This is a genomic window from Jiangella aurantiaca (assembly GCF_004349105.1).
In the GTDB taxonomy this organism is placed as follows: domain Bacteria; phylum Actinomycetota; class Actinomycetes; order Jiangellales; family Jiangellaceae; genus Jiangella; species Jiangella aurantiaca.
On the sequence record NZ_SMLB01000007.1, the window covers coordinates 166,386 to 185,176 of the forward strand.

Below are 18,791 nucleotides of genomic sequence, written 5' to 3' on the forward strand. Positions count from 1 at the left end.
ACCCCGATTCCACGCCCAGCGTAGCGTCACCGTGAACGTTCACGGAGTGAGGAAGGACCGCGATGACTCTCTGGTTCGGCGGCGACTACAACCCGGAGCAGTGGCCCAAGGAGGTCTGGGACGAGGACGTGCGGCTCATGCGCCGCGCGGGCGTCACGGTCGCCACCGTCGGGGTCTTCTCGTGGGCGCAGCTCGAGCCGGAGGACGGGCGGTTCGAATTCGAGTGGCTCGACGACGTCCTCGGCCGGCTGCACGCGGCCGGCATCGGCGTGGACCTCGCGACGGCGACGGGGTCGCCCCCGCCGTGGGTGCTGCGGGCCTACTCGGACGTGGCGCCGGTGACGGCGAACGGCGTGCGGCTCGGCGGCGGCAGCCGGCAGCACTACAGCCCGCACTCGCCCAGCTACCGGCGGCTGGCCGGGCGGCTGGTCCGGGCGCTGGCCGAGCGGTACGGGTCGCATCCGGCGCTGGTCGCCTGGCACGTGAACAACGAGTTCGGCTGCCACGTGAGCCGCTGCTACAGCGACCACTCGGCGGTGGCGTTCCGGGGCTGGCTGGGTGAGCGGTACGGGACCGTCGAGGCGCTGAACGACGCCTGGGGGACGGCCTTCTGGTCGCAGCGCTACGCGACGTTCGACGAGGTCGAGCCGCCGCGCGCCGCCCCCTCGTTCCTGAACCCGACCCAGCTGCTCGACTTCGACCGGTTCAGCTCCGACGCGCTGCTCGAGCTGTACCGGGCAGAGGCGGCGATCCTGCGGGAGCTGAGCCCGGGCGTCCCGATCACCACCAACTTCATGGGACCGTTCCGGCCGCTGGACTACTGGCGTTGGGCGGAGGAGGTCGACTTCGTCTCCGACGACAGCTACCCGGACCCCGCAGACCCGGACTCGCCGGTGACCGCCGCGCTGGGCCGCGACCTCATGCGGTCGCTGGCGGGGGAGCGGCCGTGGGTGCTGATGGAGCAGGCGCCGAGCGCGGTGAACTGGCGCCCCCGCAACGCGCCGAAGCCGCCAGGTGGCAACCGAGTGCTGTCCATGCAGGCGCTGGCGCGGGGCGCGGACGGGATCATGTACTTCCAGTGGCGGCAGTCGGCCAGCGGCTCGGAGACCTTCCACTCGGCGATGGTTCCGCACGCCGGACCGGACACCAGGATCTTCCGCGAGATCGAGGCGCTCGGTGCCGAGCTGGGCGGAATGGACTGGGTCGAGCGGCAGCCGGTACCCGCCCGGGTCGCGATGGTGTTCGACTGGGACGCCCGCTGGGCGTTGGAGCAGCCGTCCCGGCCGACGGCGCTGAACTACCTGGGCATCGTCAGCGACTGGTATCGCGCCTTCTGGGACCGGTCCGTCACGGTCGACTTCGTCCGTCCCGGCGCCGACCTCTCCGGCTATCGGCTCGTCGTGGCGCCGGTCCTCTTCGCCGTGGACGGCGCCGCACTGGACGGGCTGCACGAGTTCGCGGCGTCCGGCGGAACCCTGGCGGTGACGTTCCAGTCCGGGATCCTCGACAAGTCGCTGCACGTCAACCCGGCGGGCTACCTCGGCCGGCTGGCCGCCACGCTGGGGGTGCGCATCGAGGAGTTCGCTCCGCTGGCCGGCCCGGGCGATGCCGCGCCGCCGGTCATCGCGGTCGAGGGTGAGCTCGGCCCGCTCACCGGCCGGCTGTGGAGCGAGTTCGCCCACGCCGACGGCGCCGACGTCGTGGCCGCCTTCGCCGACGGCGACGTCGCGGGCGGGCCCGCCATCACCCGGAACGCCGTCGGCACCGGTGCCGCGTGGTACGTCGGTACCCACTTCGACGCCGCCGGCCTCGCGCGGGTGGCCGACGCCCTGCTCGCCGACGCCGGCGTCGACGGCATCCTCGACCGGTCCGCCGACGGCGTCGAGGCCATCGTCCGCGGCGACGCGACCTTCGTCCTCAACCACCGCGGCGAGGAGCGACAGGTCGTGCTGGGCGGCGAGAAGCTGACCCTCGCCCCGCGCGAAGTGCGCATTCTCCGCGACGCCTAGGCCGGGGTGGGCCATCACGAGGACTTCCGCCCTCCTTTCCCGGCTGGGCTGTCTCATTCGCGTCCGCTGGTTCGTCATAGGGGTGAGGGAAAGTCCGCCGTCCGGAGGTTCACGTGCAGTATGCCCTGATGATCTACGCCCAGCCCGGCCACGACGACGCGGTTCCCGAAGCCGAACGGTCGACCGTGCAGGCCGACTACGAGGCGCTGGGCGACGACCCCCGGTTCCTCGGCGGCACCCAGCTGGAGCCGGCCGAGACCGCCACCAGCGTGCGCGTGGCCGGCGGCCGGACGCTGCTGACCGACGGCCCGTTCGCGGACACCAAGGAGGTGCTCGGCGGTATCGTCCTGATCGAGGCGGCCGACCTGGACGAGGCGATCGAGGTGGCGGCGGGCATCCCGGCGGCGCGGTACGGCGGCGTCGTGGAGGTCAGGCCGGTGGTGGCGCGGCGCTGAGCGTGCTCGAGGAGGTCTTCCGGGACGAGTGGGGCCGGGTGCTGGCCTCGCTGGTCGGGTTCCTCGGCGACATCGACCGGGCCGAGGAGGCCGCGCAGGAGGCGTTCGCGATCGCCGCCGCGCGGTGGCCGGAGACGGGCGCGCCGGCCAACCCTGCCGCGTGGCTGGTGACGACGGCCCACGGCGGCGGCCGCGCCGGCGCAGCCTCACTCGCCAGGCCGACCGGCCAGACCGCCGCTCACGATCCGGGCATGTTGACATGAGCGCCAACCGTTGGCGCTCATGTCAACACGCCGCGAACGACGACCAGGCCGCCGAGGCGCGAGCCGCCGCACTGGGCTGACGCGCGTACCGCACCACGGGCAGGCGTCCTGACCTTGTACGATGGCCAGCCGAGGTGATGCACGTGGCTGCCGACACCGAGGCCGGTCCCTATCGGGTCCCGCTGAGCCGGGACCGGGTGCTGCGGGCCGCGGTCCGCATCGCGGACGAGGCCGGCATCGGGGCGCTGACCATGCGCCGGCTGGCCGAGGAGCTCGGCGCCGAGGCGATGTCGTTGTACTACCACGTGGCCAACAAGGACGAGGTCCTCGACGGCATCGCCGACGTCGTCGCGCGGGAGATCAACGAGGTGGTCGACGCCCTCGACGTGCCGTCGGCGGGTGCACAATGGAAGACCGCCGTGCGCCGCCGGATCCTGGCCGCCCGCGAGGTGCTGCTGCGCCACCCCTGGGCGCCGGCCGTCTTCGAGACCCGGGCGGCGATGAGCCCGGAGATCCTGCTCTACCACGACCGCCTGCTCGGGCTGATGCGCGACGGCGGCTTCTCCTACGACCTCGGCCACCACGCGCTGCACGCGCTTGGCAGCCGGGCGCTCGGGTTCAGCCAGGAACTGTTCGACCCCGGTGATGGGTCCGGCGCCGACGAAGCGCTGGCCGGGTTCGCCGAGCGGCTGCCGCACCTGGTCGGCATGCTGGCCGAGATCGCGCACGACGACCCCGACTCCACGCTGGGCTGGTGTGACGACCAGGCCGAGTTCGAGTTCGGCCTCGACCTCATCCTCGAGGGGCTCGACCGCCTCCGCGAACGCTCCTCCTGACGTCACGGGAACAGCCCGCCAGGTCTTTACAGCCTTACGCCGTACGGCTACCTTACAACATACGGTCGACCTTACAGCGTAAGAATCGCTGCTCAGGAGGCACCATGAAGGCGTTCGTCATCCCCTCGTACGGTTCCCCCGACGTCCTCGAACTGGCCGACGTCCCGACCCCGGTGCCCGGCGACGACGAGGTGCTGGTCCGCGTCCGCGCCACGTCGGTGCAGCCGTACGACTGGCACCACCTGCGCGGTGAGCCGCGGATCGCCCGGCTCATGCCGGGGACGCTCGGGCTGCGCCGGCCGAAGATCGACATTCTCGGCGCCGACGTCGCGGGCGAGGTGGCCGCCGTCGGCCGCGACGTCACCGGCTTCGCGCCGGGTGATTCCGTGTTCGCCCTGGTCGTCGGTGGCGGCTTCGCCGAGTACGTGCGCGTGCCGGCCGCCGACCTCGCGCCGATGCCGCGCACGCTCTCGTTCGAACAGGCGGCTGCCGTGCCACTGGCCGCCGTCACGGCACTGCTGGCGGTCCGCGACGACGGAAGGGTCCAGGCCGGTCAGCGGGTGCTGGTCAACGGCGCCTCGGGCGGGGTCGGCACGTTCGCCGTCCAGCTGGCGGCGGCGATGGGCGCCGAGGTCACCGGCGTATGCAGCGGCCGCAACGCCGACCTCGTCCGTGAGATCGGCGCCGCCGACGTCGTCGACCGCACGACCACCGACGTCACCCGCGGCGGTGGCCGCTTCGACCTCGTCGTCGACATCGCCGGTGGGCACTCGGCCTGGGCGTTCCGGCGGATCCTGACGCACGACGGCGCGCTGGTCGTCGTCGGCGGTCCGGCCGGTCGCTGGCTGCAGCCGGCCGCGCATGCGTTCGCCGCGCTCCTGGTCGGTCCGCTGGTGTCGCAGCGGATGACGATGACTCAGGTGGCCGACGCCGGGAACCGGCGGGCGGACCTGCTGACGCTGACGGAGTACCTCGACGCTGGGCGGGTCGTCCCGGTCGTCGACCGGAGCTACCCGTTCGCCGAGCTCCCGGCCGCGCTGCGGTACTCCGAGGAGGGCCACGCCCGCGGCAAGGTCGTCGTCACCATTTGAGGCGCAGTCACCGCCGTCATGCCCGGAGGTGCTCGCGGGCCAGGGTGACCAGGCCCCTCGGGTCGTCCGCGTAGAAGCGCAGCTCGGTGAAGGTGACCGGGCCGTTCAGCAGCTCGACGGTCACCGGCTCGAACAGCACGAGGTGCACGTTGAGCTGGCTGGACACCGCCACCTGCAGGACGGCGCCGTCCTCGCCGTCGGCGACCTGGACGGTCTTCGACTCCGGCAGCGTCCGCTTCTGGATCCGGATGGCGTCGACGTCGGACCAGCGCAGCGGGATGTCGACGGTGGACCCGTTGCGGACCCATAGCCCGGCCGGGCCGACGGCGTGCGGATGCACCCGCAGCGACGCGGCGTAGCCGAGCATCCAGATCAGCCCCCAGATGCCGATCACCAGCGCGATGATCTGCACGACCGGCCACGGGATGATGAAGTGGACCACCACCACCTCGATCGCCGACCCGATGATGAACACCCAGATGATCAGCGAGACCGGCTCGACGTAGCCGAACGGCGTGGCGCCGGGCTCGGGCACCCGCGGGCGCCGGGCCAGCCAGACGTACAGGCTGCGCCACACGCCCGACTCGTAGGCGGCGGCCTTCTGGAACAGGGACGCGCCGCGGGGCTCGGTGGTCTCGGTCATCGGCCGGCCTCGCTCTCGGGGTCGGTGGCCTCGCGGCTCGCGTCGATCGACACGCCGTGGGCGCGCAGCCGCGCCAGCAGGTCGTCGAGGCCGTCGACCAGCGCGGCGAATCGGTCGTCGGGCATGTCGGCGAAGAGGATGCGGGCGAACTCGTGCTGGTCGTGCTCCATGGCGGCGGTGACGGCAGCGCCGTGCTCGGTGAACGAGACCAGGGTGGCCCGGCGGTCGGTGGGATGCGGCTCACGGGTGACAAAGCCGGTGGCGACCAGTGCGTCGACCAGGCCGGTGATGTTGCGCGGGCTGACACGCAGGGCGTCGGCGAGCACACGCTGGGTCGACGGGCCGCGGCGGTGCAGCTCCCAGAGCAGGTGCGCCCGGGCATTGGTGAGCCCCTGGGCAGCCAGCGAGCGGGTCATGTCGTCGCTGAGGACGACGACCAGCTCGAGGACCCGGCCGAGGGCCTCGGTGTGTTTCTGCGGGCTCGGCATTTCGTGATGCGCCTTCACTATGTCGGTGGTTCACAGGATAGCGCACTGGCGCCAGACAGGCGAGCCGGCCGGGTGACGAAACGACAAAGTGAGGACGGTAGCGGAAAGATCGCAAATGCTGTGACAGAAATCACGGCGAAGGCAGGTTTGCGGGGGCGGAGAAATGCTCCGGGCAAAGAAAGGGCCACCCTGCCAATTTGGGGGGCAAAACGGCAGGGTGGCTCGTGCAACAACACTAACGCATCGACCCCCCTCCGCGCATCTGGATCCAGAAGATCGCGGCCACGGGGCGTCGACCAGCGCGTCTTCCGTGCGGCGGCGGTGACGGACGGCGGGTCGCGCGAACTGGTCCGCGGTACTGGCGGTCAAACCCGGCGAATGTCGGCATACGCGGCGGCCAGCCTCGCGACTCCGTCCGCGACTGCGCGTTCGTTCAGGGCCGAATATCCGAAGATCAATCCGCCTCGTTCGGCCGGAGAAATGCGGTAGGGCGTCACGCCGTTCACCCGCACGCCGCGGCGGGCCGCCGCGGCCACCACCGATGCCTCGTCGACGTCGGCCGGCAGCCAAGCGACCAGGTGCAGCCCGGCCGAGATGCCCGCGGCCTCCAGCTCCGGCAGCCGGGCGGCGAGCGAGTCCAGCAGTACGTCACGCCGGCGCCGGTAGACCGGCCGCATCCGCCGCAGGTGCCGGTCGAATTCGCCGTGCGTCAGGAAGTCGGCGAACGTCAGCTGGTCGAGCACCGGCGAGCCGCGATCGGCCACCAGCTTCGCGGCGGCGACGTCGTCGACCAGGGACCGGGGCAGCACCAGCCAGCCGAGCCGGAGCCCGGGCGCGAGCGTCTTGCTGGCCGTCCCCGCGTAGACGACGAGGTCGGGCGCCAGTCCCTGCATGGCGCCCACCGGCGCGCGGTCGTAGCGGTACTCGGCGTCGTAGTCGTCCTCGACGACTACCGCGCCCCGCTCGGCCGCCCACCGCAGCACCGCGGCCCGGCGCGACGCCGTCAGCACCGCACCGGTCGGCCACTGGTGCGACGGCGTCAGGACGAGCGCGTCGGCGTCGATCCTGCCGAGCAGGTCGGTGCGCAGGCCGTCGTCGTCGACCGGTACGCCGACCACCTCGAGCCCGGCCGCGGCGGCGAGCGGCCGCAGGTCGTCGTCGGCCGACGGGTCCTCGACGGCGATGCGGCGGGCGCCGCGGGCGGTCAGCACCTGGACGAGCAGGGCGATCCCCTGCGCGTAGCCGTTGCAGACCACGACGGCGTCCGGGGCGGCGGCGGTGCCCCTGACCCGATTGAGGTAGTCGGTCAGCGCCTCACGCAGTTCCGGTGTGCCGCGGCCGGTCAGGTACCCGAACCGTTCGTTCGGCGCCTGGGCGTAGGCCCGGCGGATCGACCGCAGCCACGCGACCCGCGGGAAGTTCGCGACGTCGTAGCGGCCGTAGCCGAAGTCGATGGCGGGCTCAAGCCGGGTGGGCGGTGCGGCCGGCGCGGGTTGTGCTGCCGGTGCCGCCGCAACCTCGGTGTACCCGCCGGTCCGGCTGGTCAGATAGCCCTCGGCGACCAGTTGCTGGTACGCCTCGACGACGACGCCGCGGGACACGCCGAGCTCACTGGCCAGGCGGCGGGTGGGCGGGAGAGTGGTGCCGCGGCGCAGCCGGCCGGACCGGACGCCGTCGCGCACAGCCGCCGCGAGCTGCCGGTGCAGCGGCTCGCCACCGTCCCGGTCCAGCGTCACCAGCAGACTCTCGGCGGTGGAATTGGTCCGGGGTCCCGCCATGCCATTGGACCTTATCGCGGGAACCGGTCACTGTGATGCTCGGCACATGACGACGACACGCCTTCGCGAGCAGCTCGGGGACCGGCTGGTCCTGCCGGGCGACCAGCATTACGACCACGCCCGCGCGGTCTGGAACGCCATGGTCGACCGCCGGCCGCGGATGATCGTCCGCTGTGCCGGCCCGGACGACGTCGTGGCCGCCGTCCGCCTGGCCCGCGAGCTCGGCCTGGAGATCGGCGTCCGCTGCGGCGGGCACAGCGTGCTGGGGATCTCCGTGCCCGAGGACGGCCTGATGATCGACCTCACCCCGATGGGCGGGGTGTCCGTCGACCCGGCAACGCGGCGGGCCCTGGTGCAGGGCGGCGCGCTGCTCGGCGCGCTGGACGTCGCGGCGCAGCGACACGGCCTGGCCACCACCGCCGGCAACGTGTCGCACACCGGCGTCGGCGGCCTCACACTAGGCGGCGGCATGGGCTGGCTGGCCCGCCAGTACGGCCTGACCTGCGACAACGTCGTGTCCTACGAGCTGGTGACGGCGGACGGCGAGCGGCTGCGGGTCAGCCGCGACGAGCACCCGGACCTGTTCTGGGGGTTGCGTGGCGGCGGCGGCAACTTCGGCATCGTCACCGAGTTCGAGTTCCAGCTGCATCCGGTCGGCACCCGCGCCTATGTCGCCGAGCTGACCTACCCGCTGGAGCGGGCCGCCGCGGTGCTGCGCGGCTGGCGCGACCTCAGCGCCGACGCGCCTCGGCAGGCCACCTTCGCCGCCGCGCTGGGCCGCGGGCTGCTCACCGTCGGATACGTGTGGGCCGGCCCGACGGAGCAGGCGGCCGACCTGCTGCCGCACCTGCGCTCCCTGGGCGTGCCGGTGACAGAGAACGTCGGCGAGCTGTCCTACGTCGAGCTGCAGACCCGCGAGGACAGCCCGGAGGGGCACGCGTACCGCCGCTACTGGAAGGGCCACTACGTGCGCGGGCTGCCCGACGAGGCGATCGACGCGATGGTAGAGCACGGCGACGTCGACATGGGGATCAGCCTGCAGGCCTACGGCGGCGCCATCGCCGACGTGCCCGACGACGACTCCGCGTTCAGCCAGCGCGACGCCGCCTTCGAGTACGTCGCCGCCGCGCGGTGGAGCGACGCCGCCGAGGACGCCGAGCGGATGACTCTCGCCCGCCGGACCGCCGCCTCGATCGAGCCGTTCGCCAGCGGCGCGTACGTCAACGCGCTCAGTGACGAGGGCGCCGCCGGTGTGCGCCGTGCCTACCGGCCGGCGAAGCTGGACCGGCTGACCGCGGTGAAGACCGCCTACGACCCGGAGAACGGCTTCCACCTCAACCACAACATCGCGCCGGCCGCCCGGTCGTGACGGCGGACGCGCTGGTCAGGCCGGACGATGCGCGATGAACAGGTCGCGCGGCGCGTCGTCCGGCCCGTCGCTGCGGGTCAGCACCATCGGCTCGAACCCGGCGCCACTCAGCAGCCGGTGCCAGACGTCGCGGCTGAAGATGCCGGTGCGGTGCGTCTCGTGGACCGTCTCGGTGCTGCCGTCCTGCTCGCGCAGCAACAGCACGTATTCCGTCCGCACCCAGGTGTCGTCCGGGTCCGGGTCCCAGGTCCAGCCGAGGAACCGGGCGCCGCGCCCGTCGTCGGCGTCGGCACCGCCGTGCTCGGTGCTCTCCTCGAACGTCTCGGCGGTGTGGTCGGGGAGGAACACCGCGGCACCGCCCGGCCGGCAGTGTGCGAACGCCGTCGAGACCGTCCGGCCCAGGTCGCCCTCGGTGAGCATGTAGTCGACGGCGTCGTGCACGAACACCGCGTCGAACATGCGGTCCAGGCGCAGCTCGCGCATGTCGCCCTCGACGTGCTCGCACTCCGGGTTGAGCCGGCGCGACACCTCGAGCATCCGCGGCGACAGGTCCACCAGCGTCAGCGCGAACCGGTGCTTGAGGTGGACCGCGTTGTGCCCGCCGCCGCTGCCGAGCTCGAGCACGTCGCGGACGGGGACGCTGGCGGATTCCAGCGCGGTGGCGGCGAGCGCGGCCTCGTCGGCGTACTCGCCGGGCGGCGAGATCAGCGGCCACCAGTCGGCGAGGTCACCGTAGAACCGGTATTCCTCCGTCATGGCCGCATCGTCGCATCAGACGGCCTCACCCGACGCGGGTGGGAGCTTCCGGCGTGGCGCCGGCGGTGGTTCCGGCGGCTCGATGTGGGGCTCCTGCTCGGCCAGGAAGGCCTCGATCTCGGCGATGCCTTCGGCGGCCTCGCGGGCGACCTCGTCGTTGCACCGGCGCGCGGGCGGACCCGCCTTCTGCCAGACGGCGGCCACTCCGGCACCGCCGTAGAACGCGGCGCCGACCACGGCGAACCCGCTGACCATGACCCACAAGACGTAGCGCAACCCGTCGAGTATCGCTTGCATGAGGTGTGCCGACCCGTAGCTCACGTTGCTCACCTCCGCGTCATTGCGGCTGCGGTACTCACCGTTCGTCTTACCCAGAGTGGACGGCTCGTCACTTCGAGGCTACGCCGATTTATATAGCAGGAACAGCTTCGTGGCCAGTCAGACCGGCCGATGATAAGCCGAGCGTGTTGACACCAGCGCCAACAGTTGGCGTTCGTGTCAACACGCCGCACCGACAGACCAGCCCGGGAGGGGCCGCTGTGAGGTCCGCCGGGCTCAGAACAGCTTGTCGACGAGCTCGGTGAGGTGGCGCAGCAGCGGGACCACCAGGTCCTGCTCGGCGGGGGAGAGGTTGTCCCAGGCACCCGCGATGTGACCGGCGACGACCGCGCGTTTGGCAGCGAGTACGGTGCTGCCGCGTTCGGTGAGCTCGAGCACCCGGCGCCGGCCGTCGCCGTCCACCTGGCTGTAGCGGACCAGGCCGTCGCGGACCAGCGCGCCGGCGCTGCGAGTGACCGTCGGCTGGCTCAGGCCGGTCAGCGCCGCGACCGCGCCGACACCGTCGCGGCCGCACTCCTGGATAGCGTCGAGCAGCACCAGTTGCGGGACGGTGATGTCGTCGAACAGCGGCTGCAGCCGGCCGCGGGTGCGCCGCGACGCCGACAGGAACGCCATGAGCGCGTCGGCGAACTCGAGCGCCTCCCCGCGGCTGGCGCCGGAGACGGTGTTGACGCTGCGGCCTAGCGCGCCGCTCGCTGGTATCTGCTCGGTCACGCGCCCCCCTCCTGCAAGTCCTCTTGAGACATGAAACCACTCACGACGATCAGAGCCCCGGCGGCGGGCGGGAATGGATTGGGCGGTGACCGGGTTATACGTAGCGGTCGTGATTTTTGTGTTCGTGTGTCCGCACGCTCGCAAGGACTTTTGTTGCGGGCGCGCTGCTTGCCTTCAGGTCTGCTGGAGAAGTTGCGTCGTCTAGAACCGGCCAGGGCGAACCGCATGGTGCGGCGCCCGTATCCAGCCCCTGTGAGGAGCAGAAATGACTCAGGGCACTGTCAAGTGGTTCAACGCGGAGAAGGGCTTCGGCTTCATCGCCCGCGAGGACGGACCGGATGTGTTCGTCCACTACTCCGAGATCGACGGCGCGGGCTTCCGCAGCCTCGAGGAGAACCAGAGCGTGGAGTTCGAGCTGGCGCAGGGCCCCAAGGGCCCGCAGGCCACGCGCGTCCGCGCACTCTGATGCGGCGGCAGGTCACACCTGCCGCACACAACTGAAAACGACGAGGGGCCGGCACGCATGTGCCGGCCCCTCGCCGCGTGTGGTCCCGGCGGACCGCCGTCGATCACTGCTCGTCCTCGTCCTCGTCGTCGGAGAGGGCGGTGAGGTCGGGGCGGCCCTCGTCGGGCGCGTTCTTCGTCGGCTCGGCGTCCTGGTCGTCGCGGTCGAGGTCGTCGGGCCCGGTGTTCTCGGTCATGCCGGTCCCCGTACCCGGGTATCCCCTCGGCATGCGATGGAGCGGGCACGAGTACACCGCCGTCGGCGGACGGTGGATGCAAGCGGCGGTGCTTGGCCCACCCGACGCCGCCGAGGTGGTCTGCGTGCCGGGACTCGGCGTATCGCACCGGTACCACCTGACGTGGAGATCGCCGCAGCCGGGCACGTGACGCGGCACCGCCGGCCGGCGGCCGTCGCCGCGGTGGTGCGGGATCTCGTCAGCGCGCGGTGACCCGGCGCCGCACATGTTCGCTGCTGCTCTACGCTGACCCGAAGCGGTGGGGCGGACGAGCAGCGATGGCCGGCGGCGGGAGGATCGGTGGTAGGTCAGCATGCCGATGCCGCCGCGCACGCCGCCGCGTTCGTGGGCCGCGAGCGCGAGCTGTCCGCCGTCGCCGACGCCCTGGCCGCACCCGGCCGGCCCGCGTTCGTGCTGGTCGAAGGTGAAGCGGGCATCGGCAAGACCCGCCTGGTGCAGGAGGCGCTGCGCGCCCTGGACCCCGCGACGACGCTGGTGGCGGCCTGCCCGCCGCTGGCCGAGCCGTTCCCGCTGGGGCCGCTGGTCGACGCGCTGCATCGGCTGCCGGTCGACGGCGTGCCGCTGAGCCCGCTGGCGGGCGCGCTGCGGCCGCTGTTCCCGGAGTGGGCCGAGCACCTGCCGGCCGCGCTGGAGCCGCTGGAGGACCCCAGCTCGACGCGGCACCGGCTGTTCCGGGCACTGGCCGAGCTGGTCGAGCGGTCCGGCATCAAGGTGCTGGTACTCGAGGACGCGCACTGGGCCGACGCCGCGACGCTGGAGTTCCTGCCGCTTCTCATCGGCGCCACCAAGCACGACCTCAGCCTCGTTGTCACCTATCGCGGTACCGACGTGCCGGCCGCGTCGCCGCTGCTGCGGCTGACCGCTCGGCCGCCGGCCGGCCTGCGCCGCGTGGAGCTGGCGCTGGAGCCCTTGACGGTCGGGGAGACGACCGCCTTGGTCGCATCCATGTTCGCCACCGACGACATCTCGGCGGAGTTCGTCTCGTTCCTGCATCGCCGCACCGAGGGCGTGCCGCTCGCGCTGGAGGAGAGCCTGTCGCTGCTGCGCGACCGCGGCGACATCGTCCGGCGCGGTGGTGAGTGGTCCCGCCGCGCGGTCGACGAGCTGCAGGTGCCGCCGACGGTGCGCGACTCCGTCCTCGAGCGGGTCGACCGGCTGCCGCCGCCGGCCCGCCGGATCCTCGAGGCGGCCGCCGTGCTGGTCGAGCCCGCCGACGGCGACCTGCTCGCCCGGGTCGCGGGGCTGGGCGGCGACGACGCCAGGCAGGGGCTGGCCGCGGCGCTGACGTCAGGGCTGCTGCGCGAGGCCGCGCCGGGCCGGTTCGTCTGCCGGCACGTGCTGGCGTCGCGGGCGATGGAGGAGGCGCTGCCGGTGTCCGAGCGGCGGCTGCTGCACGGTCAGGCCGCCGCGGCGCTGCAGGAGCTGCCGACGCCGCCGGTGCTGCGCCTGAGCCGGCACTTCCGCGAGGCCGGCGACGTCGCCGCCTGGAGCCGGCACACCGAGGCCGCCGCGGACCTCGCGCTGGAGTCCGGCGAGGACCGCGCCGCCGTCGTCCTGCTGAACGACCTGCTGACCGCCGCCACGCATCCGCCGGACCGGGAGGCCCGGCTGGCGCACAAACTCGGCCAGGCCGCCACCTGGGGCGTCGCCGCGCTCGGTGAGCTGGCGGTGGTGGTGGCCGCCACGCTGGCCGCCGCGCTGGACCGTCCGGAGCTGCCGGCCGACCGGCGCGGCGAGATCCGGCTGCTGCTCGGGCGGCTGTGGCTGCAGCTGGGCGACTTCGACACCGGCATCGAGCAGGTCGAGGCCGCCGCCGGCGAGCTGGCCGCCCGGCCGCAGCTGGCGGTGCGGGCGATGATCTCGCTGTCGCACCCGCGGGGGCAGGTCTGGCCGGTCGGCCGGCACCGCGACTGGCTCGACCGCGCCACGGCGCTGTTTCCGCAGGTCCCGGCCGAGGAGCAGACCTGGCTTGCGGTCGACCGCGCCAGCGCGCTGCTGATGATGGGCGACGAGGCCGGCTGGGCCGCGGCCGAGGAGATCGACGCCGCCGCGGACAGCCTGTTCGAGCGCCGGCAGCTGGGCCGGTGCCGGATGAACGTCGGGCACACCGCCATCGGCTGGGGTCGCGACGCGGTCGCCCGGCGGCAGCTGGACGGCGCCGTCGACCTACTCGCCGCGACCGGCTACCAGCGGCTGGTGAACTCGGCGCTGATCACCCGCGCCAACCTCGACTGGCACGGCGGCGCGTGGGACGGGCTGGCCGACCGCGTCACTGAGCTGGCCGGGTCCGCTGACACGCTGCCGGAGGCGCTGCTCGAGGCGCGGATGATCCTCGGCCTGCTCGACCTCGCCGCCGGCCGCCGCGACGACGCCGCCGACCAGTTCCGGGTGGTGGTCGCCGAGGCGGTGCGGCGCGGGCTGGTCGACGTGCAGACCGGGCCGGCCGGCGCGCTCGGCCGGCTCTTCCTCGCCGACGACGCCGTCGCCGACGCGCTGCGGATCACCGAGCCTGGCATGACGATGGTGCTGCGCAAGGGGATCTGGCTGTGGGCGACCGAGCTGGCGCCCGTGCACGTCGACGCGCTGGTGCGGGCCGAGCGCGGGGACGAGGCGGCGGAGCTGGCCGAGCGGTTCGCCGCCGGGCTGGGCGATCGTGCGGCGCCGGCTCCGCAGGCGGCGCTGCTGGTCTGCCGGGGGATCGTGGCGGGTTCCGGCGAGCGCGCGGCCGAGCTGTTCGGCGCGGCCGCCGCGGCGTGGGCCGAGCTGCCCCGTCCCTACCAGGAGCTGCTCGCGCTGGAGCGGCAGGCACTGGCGCTGCTGCCCGACGCCGCCGCGCTGGAGCTGCTCGACACGGTGCAGCGGAGGTTGCGCGACCTCGGCGCCTGGTGGGACGCCGACCGCGTCGCCCAGGTGCTGCGCGCGCACGGCGTCGACGTCGCCCGCGCGTGGCGTGGCGGCCGCCGCGGCTACGGCGACCGGCTGTCGCCGCGCGAGCAGGAGGTCGCCCGGCTGGTCGCGCAGGGCCTGACCAACCGGCAGGTCGCCGAGGCGCTGTTCCTGTCGCCGCGCACCGTCGACCGGCACCTCAGCGCCGCCATGCGCAAGCTCGGCGTCGGATCCCGGACGGCGCTCGCGGTGGCGGTCGCCTCCGACACCGCCGGTGACGACGCCGCATTCATTGGGTGATCTGCCCACTCGCGAACGGCACCGGGGTGACCGACGGTGATCTCATGCACGTGACCGACCTGCCCCAGCCCGACGACGCTGCCGACGACGTGCCCGCCGACGAACCGGAACCCGCCGACAGCGAGCGCTGGGAACCGCTCTGAGGCCGCGCCCGGGCATAAATGGGTGATTCGCCCAATCGCAACGGACGGCGCGGTACGGGACGGTGAACACACGGCGATCCCCCGCCGCGGATACCCCGCCGCCCGCCAACCCCCGTCGGGCGGCGGGGCCGCGGCCCGAGGAGACGAGGTCCCATGCCCCGCACGATCCTGTCCTGGCATCGCATCCGGGCCCGGCTGCTCGTCCCGGCCGTGGCCACCGCCCTGCTGATCGGTGCCGGTGGGACGGCGCCCGCCGCCGGGCCATCGGCTGACGCGGCAGGCGCGGCGGTCCCGGCCACGGGATCGGCCGCCACCGGGCGCACCTACCAGCTGACGCTGCTCACCGGCGACGTCGTGGTCCTGCACGTCGCGCCGGACGGCCGGCAGGCGGCGTGGGCCGAGACGACCCCCAGCGGCCGGCCGCCGGCGTTCGTCGAGCGCGACGGTCACCTGCTGGCGCTGCCGGACGAGGCGGTGCCGTACGTGCAGTCCGGCGTGCTGGACGAGCGGCTGTTCGACCTCACCCACCTCGCCGAGTCCGGCTACCACGACCTCGCCCGGGCGGACCTGCCGCTGCTGGTGTCCGCGCCCGGCGGTCCCGGGATCCGCAGCGTGCCAGAGGCGCCCTCGGGCACTCGGGCCGAGCGGTCGCTGCCGAGCATCGGCGCGCTGGCCGTCACCGCCGCGAAGGACGAGCTACGCTCCGTCTGGGACGACGTGCGCGCCGGCACGATCGGCCGGGTCTGGCTCAACGGCCGGGTCGAGGCGACGCTGGCCGAGTCGGTGCCGCAGATCGGCGCGCCGGAGGCGTGGGAGCAGGGCCTCGACGGCACCGGCAGCACCGTCGCCGTCCTCGACACCGGCTGGGACCCCACGCACCCGGACCTCGCCGGCCAGGTCGCCGGCGCGCGCAACTTCACCGAGGACGCCGACCCCGAGGGCCAGGTCGCGGTCGACCGCCAGGGCCACGGCACCCACGTCGCGGCGACCGTCGCGGGTACCGGCGCCGCGTCCGGCGGCACCCACCGGGGCGTCGCGCCGGGCGCCGACCTGCTGATCGGCAAGGTGCTGGGCGACGACGGCTCCGGCTACGAGGACTGGATCATCGCCGGCATGGAGTGGGCGGTCGCCCAGGGCGCCGACGTCGTCAGCATGAGCCTGGGCACCGACTGGGCCAGCGACGGGACCGACCCGATGAGCCTGGCCGTCGACCGCCTCAGCGCGGAGTCCGACACGCTGTTCGTCATCGCCGCCGGCAACACCGGCCCCGCCGAGGGCACGGTCGGCTCGCCGGGGGCGGCGAACGCGGCGCTCACCGTCGGCGCCGTCGACAAGCAGAACCAGGCAGCGGCGTTCTCGTCGCGCGGTCCGCGGATCGGCGACGGCGCCGTCAAGCCCGAGGTGGTCGCGCCGGGCGTCGGCATCGTCGCGGCTCGCGCCGCCGGCACGTCGCTGGGTAGCCTGCTGGACGAGCACTACACCTCGCTCAACGGCACCTCGATGGCGACGCCGCACGTCGCCGGCGCGGCCGCGATCCTGGCCCAGCAACACCCGGACTGGGACGACGAGCAGCTCAAGCAGCGGCTGATCACGTCGAGCACGCCGCTGGACGAGCCGGTGTCGTTCCAGGGCGCCGGACGGGTCGACGTCGCGGCCGCGGTGGGTGAGACGGTCACTGTCGACCAGGGCGTCGTCGACTTCGGGCAGCTGGCGAAGGACGCTCCAGTCGTCGGTCGGACGCTGACCTACCACAACCCGACCGACCGGCGGGTCACGCTGCGAATCACCGCGGACGTGACTCGTCCCGGCGGGAGCCAGGGTCGGCCCTCGATGCGGGTGCGCAACCCCGTCCTGAGCATCCCGCCCGGCGGCAGCGCCAGCACCCGGGTCGAGGTGTCCGCCGAGGCGAGCACCGGCGGCAGCTACAGCGGGCGCATCGTGGCGCAGAACCCGCGCGACCGCGACTCCGCGATCCACAGCGTCACCACGTTCACCGTGGAGCGGCCGCTGCACACCGTCACCGTGTCCACCGTGGGCCGCGACGGCGAGCCGGCCGGCGGCAAGGTGGACCTCTGGAACACCGAGACCGGCGAGTGGACACGGGCGTTCGTCTCCGGCGGCAGCGCGACCGCCGAGGTCCCGGAGGGCACCTACACCGTCGTGACGACGATCGAGACCGCCGGCCGCGACACCGTCGCGAGCTTCGCGCTGGCCGCCGAGCCCGACCTGCGCATCGACGACGACGTGACGCTGACCTACGACGCGCGCGACGCCGAGCAGGTCCGGGTGACGACGCCGCGCGAGGCCGACGAGACCGGGTTCGACGCCGTGTGGGAGCGCACGGTCGGCGAGCAGTCGATCCGGATGATCGTCGCTCAGGGCTTCGACGGCGCGGACCTCTACACGCTCCCCAGCCGCCGGCCGAAGTCCGGCACGTTCGAGTTCTCCACGACGTGGCAGCTGGCCCAGCCGCTGCTGGAGCTGACCGCCGCGGGTGAGCGGCTGCTGCCGTCGCCACGCCTGGCATCGGCGCCGACGGTGTATGCCGGCCAGGACGCGCTGCCGCTGGTCGACGTCGGCACCGGCACCGCCGCCGAGTTCGCCGCCGCAGGCGTCGCCGGCAAGGCGGTACTGGTGAGCCGGCACGGGGACTGGGAAGGGCCGCAGGAGCAGCTGCGGCTGGCGACGGAGGCCGGTGCGGCGCTGCTGCTCATGGCCAACGACGCCGACGAGGAGTGGTCGCAGTTCTTCTGGGGCGCCACGCTGCCCACCTTCACCGTCGACCGGGCGACCGGCGAGCGGCTGCGGGCCGAGCTGGCGGCCGACCCGGGCCTGGAGCTGGACCTCACCGGCCGGCGCGACTCCGAGTACAGCTACCACCTCGCGTTCACCGAGGACGGCCTGCCCGGCGGCGTCACCTACGCCGCCGACCCGGACGACCTCGCCGTCGTCGAGGCCGACTACCGGCAGGCGTCAGAGCGGATGGGCCGGCGGGAGTCCTGGATCCCGTTCACCGGCGCCTCGAGCCTCGGCTCGAGCATGTCGATCATCCGCAATGGGCCGGTTCACCGCACCGAGTACCTGAGCGCCGACGACGTCGAGTGGCAGCGGTTCGCCCAGCCGCACCCGGAGTTCGCCAACATGTACTGGACGTGGTCGGGCATCGAGCCGTACGCCGCGGGCAGCAGCACCGAGCAGGTGTGGTGGGGTCCGCTGGTCGCCCCGGGGATGCCGGCGCTGACCGGCTCGGAGGAGTACGGCCTGCCCGCGGCGCGGTTCCGCGACGCGATCCGGGTCTCGCTGCCGCAGTACCTCTACGGCCCGTCGACGTACGGCTTCATCCAGCAGCAGCTGGGCGACTCGTCGGAGCTGGTCCTGCGCCGCGACGGCGTCGAGGTGGGCCGGTCGTCCTGGTCAGAGGCGCAGTTCACCGTGCCGGGCGCGGCGGCGGACTTCGAGCTGTCGCTGGAGACGACGGCCGGGCGGGGCAACTTCTCCGACCTGTGGACGCACACCGCGACGACGTGGGGTTTCCGGTCCGCGCGGCCGGCGGTGGACCGCGAGGTGCTGCCGCTGATCCAACTGGCCTACGACCTGGAGACCGGGCTGTACAACGAGGTCCCCGCCGGCGCGTCGTACCCGCTGGAACTGCGCCCGTCCTACCCGGCGGGTGCGGCCGGGCCGGGCGGGTTCACGGCCACCGCCGAAGTCTCCTTCGACGACGGTGCCACCTGGCAGCCGACGCCGGTCACACCGTCGGGCGACGGCGGGCTGCGGGCGAGCGTCCCAGCGGCCGGCGACGGGTTCGCGTCGCTGCGGGTGACGGTCGCCGACGCCGCCGGCAACTCCGTCCGGCAGGAGATCGACCGCGCCTGGCGGGTCGGCGCCATGTCGTAGCCGGCGCCCACTGATCGTGCCCGGCAATGGGGTGTGCCGTGTTGTCCCTCCCGAAGGCCCCCA

General features: G+C 73.4%; 16 protein-coding genes. 9 read left to right on the plus strand and 7 right to left on the minus strand.

The annotated features are described in order from the left end of the window. Window positions 1-62: 62 nt before the first annotated feature. The 5 genes from E1262_RS07960 to E1262_RS07980 all read left to right on the plus strand — a co-directional run bounded on the left by E1262_RS07960 (window position 63) and on the right by E1262_RS07980 (window position 4,654). The gene (locus E1262_RS07960; protein ID WP_132102600.1) at window positions 63-2,009 is read left to right on the plus strand and encodes a beta-galactosidase; all 1,947 of its coding nucleotides are present in this window, start codon (window positions 63-65) and stop codon (window positions 2,007-2,009) included. Between the two features lie 113 nt (window positions 2,010-2,122). After that, window positions 2,123-2,464, plus strand: a complete 342-nt coding sequence (locus E1262_RS07965; RefSeq protein WP_203453667.1) for a YciI family protein — start codon at window positions 2,123-2,125, stop codon at window positions 2,462-2,464. Window positions 2,465-2,466: 2 nt separating this feature from the next. Beyond that, window positions 2,467-2,727, plus strand: a complete 261-nt coding sequence (locus E1262_RS07970) for a hypothetical protein (protein WP_203453668.1) — start codon at window positions 2,467-2,469, stop codon at window positions 2,725-2,727. Window positions 2,728-2,864: 137 nt separating this feature from the next. Continuing rightward, window positions 2,865-3,563: a TetR/AcrR family transcriptional regulator C-terminal domain-containing protein gene (locus tag E1262_RS07975; protein ID WP_132102601.1), complete on the plus strand. Its 699-nt coding sequence runs from the start codon at window positions 2,865-2,867 to the stop codon at window positions 3,561-3,563. Window positions 3,564-3,667: 104 nt separating this feature from the next. Next, window positions 3,668-4,654 carry an NAD(P)-dependent alcohol dehydrogenase gene (locus E1262_RS07980; protein ID WP_132102602.1) on the plus strand — a complete coding sequence of 329 codons (987 nt, stop codon included), beginning with the start codon at window positions 3,668-3,670 and terminating at the stop codon, window positions 4,652-4,654. A gap of 16 nt (window positions 4,655-4,670) precedes the next feature. Here E1262_RS07980 and E1262_RS07985 read toward each other — a convergent pair whose 3' ends face one another. From E1262_RS07985 to pdxR, 3 genes are all read right to left on the minus strand, one after another. Next, a complete protein-coding gene (locus tag E1262_RS07985; protein ID WP_132102603.1) occupies window positions 4,671-5,297 on the minus strand; it encodes a hypothetical protein in 627 nt (208 codons plus the stop codon). Beyond that, window positions 5,294-5,785 carry a MarR family winged helix-turn-helix transcriptional regulator gene (locus tag E1262_RS07990; protein WP_132102604.1) on the minus strand — a complete coding sequence of 164 codons (492 nt, stop codon included), beginning with the start codon at window positions 5,783-5,785 and terminating at the stop codon, window positions 5,294-5,296. The genes E1262_RS07985 and E1262_RS07990 overlap by 4 nt, the downstream gene beginning before the upstream one ends. A gap of 365 nt (window positions 5,786-6,150) precedes the next feature. Continuing rightward, window positions 6,151-7,563 carry a MocR-like pyridoxine biosynthesis transcription factor PdxR gene (gene pdxR / locus E1262_RS07995; RefSeq protein ID WP_132102605.1) on the minus strand — a complete coding sequence of 471 codons (1,413 nt, stop codon included), beginning with the start codon at window positions 7,561-7,563 and terminating at the stop codon, window positions 6,151-6,153. Between the two features lie 46 nt (window positions 7,564-7,609). Here pdxR and E1262_RS08000 point away from each other — a divergent pair, with 46 nt between their 5' ends. Further along, entirely contained in the window at window positions 7,610-8,932 is a 1,323-nt protein-coding gene (locus tag E1262_RS08000) for an FAD-binding oxidoreductase (RefSeq protein ID WP_132102606.1), read from the plus strand. A 15-nt stretch (window positions 8,933-8,947) separates the two neighbouring features. On the opposite strand, the gene E1262_RS08005 is transcribed toward E1262_RS08000, so the two are convergent. The 3 genes from E1262_RS08005 to E1262_RS08015 all read right to left on the minus strand — a co-directional run bounded on the left by E1262_RS08005 (window position 8,948) and on the right by E1262_RS08015 (window position 10,741). Continuing rightward, the gene (locus tag E1262_RS08005) at window positions 8,948-9,688 is read right to left on the minus strand and encodes a class I SAM-dependent methyltransferase (protein ID WP_132102607.1); all 741 of its coding nucleotides are present in this window, start codon (window positions 9,686-9,688) and stop codon (window positions 8,948-8,950) included. 15 nt (window positions 9,689-9,703) lie between these two features. Next, window positions 9,704-10,009 carry a hypothetical protein gene (locus tag E1262_RS08010; protein WP_132102608.1) on the minus strand — a complete coding sequence of 102 codons (306 nt, stop codon included), beginning with the start codon at window positions 10,007-10,009 and terminating at the stop codon, window positions 9,704-9,706. A 234-nt stretch (window positions 10,010-10,243) separates the two neighbouring features. After that, window positions 10,244-10,741: a MarR family winged helix-turn-helix transcriptional regulator gene (locus E1262_RS08015; protein WP_132102609.1), complete on the minus strand. Its 498-nt coding sequence runs from the start codon at window positions 10,739-10,741 to the stop codon at window positions 10,244-10,246. Between the two features lie 265 nt (window positions 10,742-11,006). Here E1262_RS08015 and E1262_RS08020 point away from each other — a divergent pair, with 265 nt between their 5' ends. Then, entirely contained in the window at window positions 11,007-11,207 is a 201-nt protein-coding gene (locus E1262_RS08020; RefSeq protein WP_119663384.1) for a cold-shock protein, read from the plus strand. A gap of 103 nt (window positions 11,208-11,310) precedes the next feature. Here the strand turns inward: E1262_RS08020 and E1262_RS31655 are convergent, their stop codons facing one another. After that, window positions 11,311-11,442: a hypothetical protein gene (locus tag E1262_RS31655; RefSeq protein ID WP_275261650.1), complete on the minus strand. Its 132-nt coding sequence runs from the start codon at window positions 11,440-11,442 to the stop codon at window positions 11,311-11,313. 339 nt (window positions 11,443-11,781) lie between these two features. Between E1262_RS31655 and E1262_RS08030 the strand changes: the two genes are divergently transcribed. Then, entirely contained in the window at window positions 11,782-14,688 is a 2,907-nt protein-coding gene (locus tag E1262_RS08030; RefSeq protein ID WP_132102610.1) for an ATP-binding protein, read from the plus strand. Between the two features lie 296 nt (window positions 14,689-14,984). Further along, entirely contained in the window at window positions 14,985-18,728 is a 3,744-nt protein-coding gene (locus tag E1262_RS08035; RefSeq protein ID WP_132102611.1) for a S8 family serine peptidase, read from the plus strand. The last annotated feature ends 63 nt before the right edge of the window (window positions 18,729-18,791 follow it).

Excerpts from the sequence above, each read along its gene's own strand:
- E1262_RS07960 (WP_132102600.1), top strand. The coding sequence starts at position 63 with ATGACTCTCTGGTTCGGCGGCGACTACAACCCGGAGCAGTGGCCCAAG.
- E1262_RS07975 (WP_132102601.1), top strand. The coding sequence starts at position 2,865 with ATGCACGTGGCTGCCGACACCGAGGCCGGTCCCTATCGGGTCCCGCTG.
- E1262_RS07980 (WP_132102602.1), top strand. The coding sequence starts at position 3,668 with ATGAAGGCGTTCGTCATCCCCTCGTACGGTTCCCCCGACGTCCTCGAA.
- E1262_RS07985 (WP_132102603.1), bottom strand. The coding sequence starts at position 5,297 with ATGACCGAGACCACCGAGCCCCGCGGCGCGTCCCTGTTCCAGAAGGCC.
- E1262_RS07990 (WP_132102604.1), bottom strand. The coding sequence starts at position 5,785 with ATGCCGAGCCCGCAGAAACACACCGAGGCCCTCGGCCGGGTCCTCGAG.
- pdxR (WP_132102605.1), bottom strand. The coding sequence starts at position 7,563 with ATGGCGGGACCCCGGACCAATTCCACCGCCGAGAGTCTGCTGGTGACG.
- E1262_RS08000 (WP_132102606.1), top strand. The coding sequence starts at position 7,610 with ATGACGACGACACGCCTTCGCGAGCAGCTCGGGGACCGGCTGGTCCTG.
- E1262_RS08005 (WP_132102607.1), bottom strand. The coding sequence starts at position 9,688 with ATGACGGAGGAATACCGGTTCTACGGTGACCTCGCCGACTGGTGGCCG.
- E1262_RS08020 (WP_119663384.1), top strand. The coding sequence starts at position 11,007 with ATGACTCAGGGCACTGTCAAGTGGTTCAACGCGGAGAAGGGCTTCGGC.
- E1262_RS31655 (WP_275261650.1), bottom strand. The coding sequence starts at position 11,442 with ATGACCGAGAACACCGGGCCCGACGACCTCGACCGCGACGACCAGGAC.
- E1262_RS08035 (WP_132102611.1), top strand. The coding sequence starts at position 14,985 with ATGCCCCGCACGATCCTGTCCTGGCATCGCATCCGGGCCCGGCTGCTC.